At 69.9% G+C, this 4,979-nt stretch carries 4 protein-coding genes; 2 read left to right on the top strand and 2 right to left on the bottom strand.

Annotation, left to right across the window (positions count from 1 at the left end):
• Nucleotides 1-972: polysaccharide biosynthesis protein (locus tag DD1DGNOD_RS08250; protein ID WP_206443027.1), on the bottom strand; the 972-nt coding region annotated here is incomplete at its 3' end.
• A 203-nt stretch (nucleotides 973-1,175) separates the two neighbouring features.
• Here DD1DGNOD_RS08250 and DD1DGNOD_RS08245 point away from each other — a divergent pair.
• A complete protein-coding gene (locus tag DD1DGNOD_RS08245; protein WP_131769824.1) occupies nucleotides 1,176-2,828 on the top strand; it encodes a glycosyltransferase family 4 protein in 1,653 nt (550 codons plus the stop codon).
• On the opposite strand, the gene DD1DGNOD_RS08240 is transcribed toward DD1DGNOD_RS08245, so the two are convergent.
• Nucleotides 2,825-4,222, bottom strand: coding sequence for a hypothetical protein (locus DD1DGNOD_RS08240; protein WP_165034830.1), 1,398 nt, complete (start codon nucleotides 4,220-4,222; stop codon nucleotides 2,825-2,827). The two genes, DD1DGNOD_RS08245 and DD1DGNOD_RS08240, sit on opposite strands and share 4 nt — an antisense overlap.
• 278 nt (nucleotides 4,223-4,500) lie before the next feature.
• On the opposite strand from DD1DGNOD_RS08240, the gene DD1DGNOD_RS30490 reads away from it, so the two are divergent.
• Nucleotides 4,501-4,629 carry a hypothetical protein gene (locus DD1DGNOD_RS30490; protein ID WP_283234669.1) on the top strand — a complete coding sequence of 43 codons (129 nt, stop codon included), beginning with the start codon at nucleotides 4,501-4,503 and terminating at the stop codon, nucleotides 4,627-4,629.
• The last annotated feature ends 350 nt before the right edge of the window (nucleotides 4,630-4,979 follow it).

Here is a 4,979-nt window from a genome sequence, read left to right as displayed (position 1 = left end):
CGCCGCCGTAGCGGGACGACCCTGCTGCCGGCGGCGGGCCACCTCCGGCAGCAGGAAGTTCGCCACCGCCAGTCCGATGAACACCGGTACCTTGCAGGCCGTGGCAATGGCGGCGTACGCCCCGACCGAGGCGGGGTTGAGCCAGCCGACGATGACCACGTCCATGTTCTGCAGCATGGCCAGCGGCACGAGCGCGGCGAGCGCGGTTGTCGTGTCACGCCGGAGGGCGTGCCTGGTACGCACCGTCGGGGTGGGTCGCAGGAGCATCGGCCCCGTGGAGTCGATCCGATCCGGCCCGTCGGTCCCGTCGGTCCCGTCGTGCGTGGCCGTGCGCCGCGCATCCGCCACGCTCCACGACGTGCGTGCCGTGCGCCGGCGGGCGTGTTCGGTCGCGAGCAGAACGCTGACGATCAGACCGAGGCCCGCGCCGTTCACCCCGAACCCGGCGGACACCAGGCCGATGGTGACGGTGATCCGGACAACGCCCTCGAGGACGAAGTTGCGGGCAAGCTCCTGGTAGGCGCCACGGGCCTGCAGCAGGCCGCGCTCGACCGACAGGGAGAGCCACATCCCCGCGGCCGCGATCGCCTCGGCGATCGCCAGCGGATGGGGATAGGACAGCACCGTTGCCATGGGGCTGGCGGCCAGCAGACCGAGGACACAGGTGACGGCCACCCCGACCGCGCAGACGCCGCGCAGGCGGCGGATCCAGAATCCCCGCTGATGCCGTGTGTTGCCGGGGGTGGAGGTATCCCGCTGCACCACAGCGACCTGCAGGGCGGAGCCGCCCATCGACAGGATCAGGAATATTCCGGTCTGGACGACCAGCGCGCCGTAGTTGGTGGCGTCGAGTGCCCGTGCGAACACCAGGTTGGCCAAAAGATTGCCGCCGTTGACGGCAACCCCGGCGGCCGCGAGCGACCCGGGCCCCTGGAGGACTCGCGCGAGCACCTCGCGTCTCACGTTCGTCACCCATCTCCTTCCGCACGGCCTCGGTCCGGCAGCGGGCCCGTTTTGCCGCCCTTTGCCGGACATCACTGATTCACGGTAGGCCAAGGTCGTGCCCCACCGGCGTTCGGTGCCCGCGATCTGGCACCATCGTCGCGGGGTGGGGCAACGATCTGCGCCACAGGCGTCAGCAGGCTTGAGACGGCCGTACCGAAAGGAGTGCGCCGGTGCCCGTAACCGCAGCGCCCGCAGGCAGCCTGAGCAGGCAGATCGGCACACTCGCCGGCCGCCGCGTGGTGTTCCTCAACTGGCGTGATCTTGACCACCCGCAGGCCGGTGGTGCTGAACTCTACTGCCAGTCGGTGGCCGAGCGCTTCGCCGCGGCCGGCGCACGCGTGAGTCTGCTCACCGCCCGACCGGCTGGGCAAGCACGGTCACAGAACGTCCGCGGCGTCGAGGTCCGCCGCCGCGGTGGCACGTTCGGGGTATACCCGGCGACGCTCGCCCGGCTGCTGCGCGACCGCCGCGGTGTCGACGCGGTGGTGGACTGCCAGAACGGCATCCCGTTCTTCAGCCCCCTGGTGCTGCCGGCCACCACCGCAGTGGTCCAGGTCCTGCACCACGTCCACCAACGACAGTTCCCGCTCTACTTCCCGGCACCGGTGGCACGGATCGGGCAGCTCCTGGAGGCTCCAGGAAGCCGCTGGGTGTACGGGCGGCGCCCGGTGGCGGTGGTGTCACCGTCAACCCGGGACGAGGCCCGGGACATCCTGAAGCTGGCCGGACCGCGCTTCATCGTGCCCGGCGGCGCCGACACCCCGGTGGACGTCCCGGCGCAGGCCGGTCCGAGCCGGCCGGCCGAGCGGCCGACCATCGTCTGTGTCGGTCGGCTGGTACCGCACAAGCGGCTGCACCTGCTCATCGACGCGCTCCCCGCGCTGCGTGCCTCCCATCCCGGCCTCGTCATGGACATGGTCGGGGACGGGCCCGACCGCGAACGGCTGGTCCGGCACGCCCACGGGCTGGGCGTCGGCGAGGAGGTCCTGCGCTGGCATGGCCATGTCGACGCGGCCGAGCGTGACCGGCTGCTGTCGACGGCCTGGCTGACGGTCAATCCCTCGCACGGGGAGGGCTGGGGCCTGTCAGTTCTGGAAGCCAACGCCCATGGCGTGCCGGCGGTCGCCTTCCGCGTCCCCGGGCTACGCGACGCCGTCCGCCACGGACACACCGGCTGGCTGGTGGACGAACCCGGCTCGCTCACGGCGACGATCGACACGGTCCTGTCCGTGTTGGCGGACCCGGCCGCAGCGGCGCGCTGGCGCGAGCGGGCGCGCGCATGGGCCGCGGGTTTCACCTGGGACGCCACCGCCGAACTGCTTGCCCGGGTGGTGACCGCCGAGATGGACCGGTTGGGCGCACGGACCCGCGGGATGCCCGGCGGGGGCCTGTTGGGCAGGCGTCCGCGCGGGTCACGACGCGCGGACGACGTCGTGACCCGCGCGGAGTTCCCCCTCGAACCCGCCCAACCGCTGCCGGTCCTGCGTCGCACCGACCTGGTGTACCGCCTGACCGGGGACGCCGTCCCCGACGGGGACGGGGACGAAACCGGACCCGCCCGCGGCTGCCCCTCCAGGACCGTGAAGGGCCCCGGACGGGCAGTCGCGGTCCTCTATGGCGCGCAACCCGCCGATGCCCGCGCGGCGCTCGTCCGGGCCGGTGTAACCGGTCCGATCGAGGTGTGGCCCGCGACCGGTGAGGACCTGCTGATCGCCGCTGTTCACTGCGCGCTGCCCGATCCGGTGACCGCGGGAGAGGCCACGGCCGCAACAGTCACTGCGGATCCGACGGCCACCGTGGATCCACGGGCCACCGCGCGTTAACCAACCGTCTCCACCACGGGGAACTCGGTAAGTTCACCCAGCGCCAACCGGTACAGCTGTGCGAAGCGGCTCACGGCGGCCCGGTCGAACAGATCACGGTGGTAACAGAAAGTCAGACTGAGATCATGACGGTAACCAGCCGCAGCTATCACCAGCCCCTGCGGCAACCCGGCGAAAGCCGCGAAGTGCAGTGACGTGATATCTGGCCCGTGCGCACCTGACCTCGACGGGTCGGCGAGCCGACCCAGATTCGTCACAGTGATCGTCGGCATCAGCAACGGCCGGGCCATACTCACACCCAGCCGTAGCAGCGCGTGGCGGGCAGGGCCGGGCAGCCGGGCGACACCGCCGATCCCGCTCCCGGTGACCGGCGGTGGCCCCGCCGTCTTGCTCGCCGCCGTCTGCCTGCGCACCGCGGCGAGCAGTGTGGCGGGATCCCGGCGATCCCGCGGCGTCGTCACGATCAGGACTTCGCCGGTGTGGTTTCCGATGGCGGCCGTACCACCCGGGGTGCGCCGGCTGATCGGCATGCGTACCCGCAACGTCACGGTGGCCTGCCCGGCCGCGGTGTTCCACCGCTGGACAGCCACTTTCGCGGCGGCCAGGAGGAGATCGTTGACAGTGGCCGGTGCGTCCTCCACCAGCGTCCGGACGGATTTCGGGATCGGGACGACCTGGCAGTACACCCCGTAGGCAGAACTGTGACGATCGTCCGATGCCTGGCTTGGGTGCGCACCCTCGGCATGCGCATGGACGGAGCGAGTGCCGGGTGACGGGGCAACCCGGCTCGGCATCCGCGGCACCGGCAGCCCGGACACGAACCGGCGTACCGGGCGGACACGCGCCGGGCGGACACGCGCCGGCAGGAGAGGCAGCACCGACCGGTCGGGCGGTGCGAGCGTACGCACGCCGACAGCCGCAGTCGACGTCGCATGTCCGGTGGGCTCGCTGCCACCGCCCCAAGGATCCGTGGTGGGGCAGCGCTCCAGGATCGCCCACAGCAGCATCGCCACGCTCATTCCGTCCAGCGCGGCATGATGCGCGGCAACGGCGACCGCGTCACCATCGGGCAACCGCACGTGCAGAACCCGCAGCGGAGGGGATGTGGTCAGGTCGAACGGATGCGAGCAGATGTCCGCGAACTTCTCCCACGCGTCGTCGTCACTGTCGCCTTTCGTCACGGTCAGCACGTCATCCGGTGTGTGCGGGAACCACCACCGCCGACCGGACAGACCCCTGCGCATGCGTGCCCGGGCCATCGGATGTCGCATCAGGACGCCGATCACCGCGTCGCGCAGGACGAACGGGTCGATGATCTCGCGAGTACGAGCGATCATCCCGACCGAGATCGGCGCGACCCGGCGGTCAGAGGCGATGATCAGATCTTCCAGCACCGAGAAACGGCGTTCCTGGACGGGTCGTGCACGCTCGAAGCCGGTCCGGACGGAACCGGTCCGAACAGAATCCGTCTGTACGGAACCGGGCCGGATCGGAGCGGTCCGGACCGAGCGGGTCGACACCGGCGGTACGGACGATCCGGTTCGCGGGGAGGGAACCGGGGGTGCGGACGGTCCCGGGAGCAACGCGGATCGCCACATTTCGTGGGAGTCGATGTTCACATCCTCCTTCTGCCTGCCCGTCCATCCCGGTCGGAAGAACGGTCCAGCGGCGAATGTCCCCACGACAGATCCCCACGCAGCCCAGTTTCGGGCTCGTCGAGACCATTGATGTGATCCAGCCGGGAATAGTGGTGAAGACCTCGCTGGTCGCCGGATTCGCTCCGGTGGCTGGTTACCGGTGACCGGAGCGCCGGAATGAGCAGCTAGCGGAGAGCCGTTTATAAACAACATCAGAACAATTCTTCGAGCCGCTGACACCACAAACCGACAGGAGCCGCCCCATCACCAGTCGCAAATATCAATCATCGGTAGCAATACCAACAATAATAAAACAATAAAACTGCCAGATGGACAACCCGGCACAACGACACAGTCCGGGGTGGACCGGCGCCCGGCCCTGATGTCGCTGCCCGCACACCACTGTGCCCCTCATTGGAGGTCGTGGTCGGATCACGACGCACAGCGACCTGCCCGGCCGAACCGATACGACTCAGCCGGTATCGGTTCAGCCGGAAACGGTTCAGCCGGAAAC

Source organism: Candidatus Protofrankia californiensis (assembly GCF_900634765.1).
GTDB classification, from domain to species: domain Bacteria; phylum Actinomycetota; class Actinomycetes; order Frankiales; family Frankiaceae; genus Protofrankia; species Protofrankia californiensis.
Note: the sequence above shows the minus strand (reverse complement) of the source record. Positions and strands in the feature narration are given on the sequence as shown.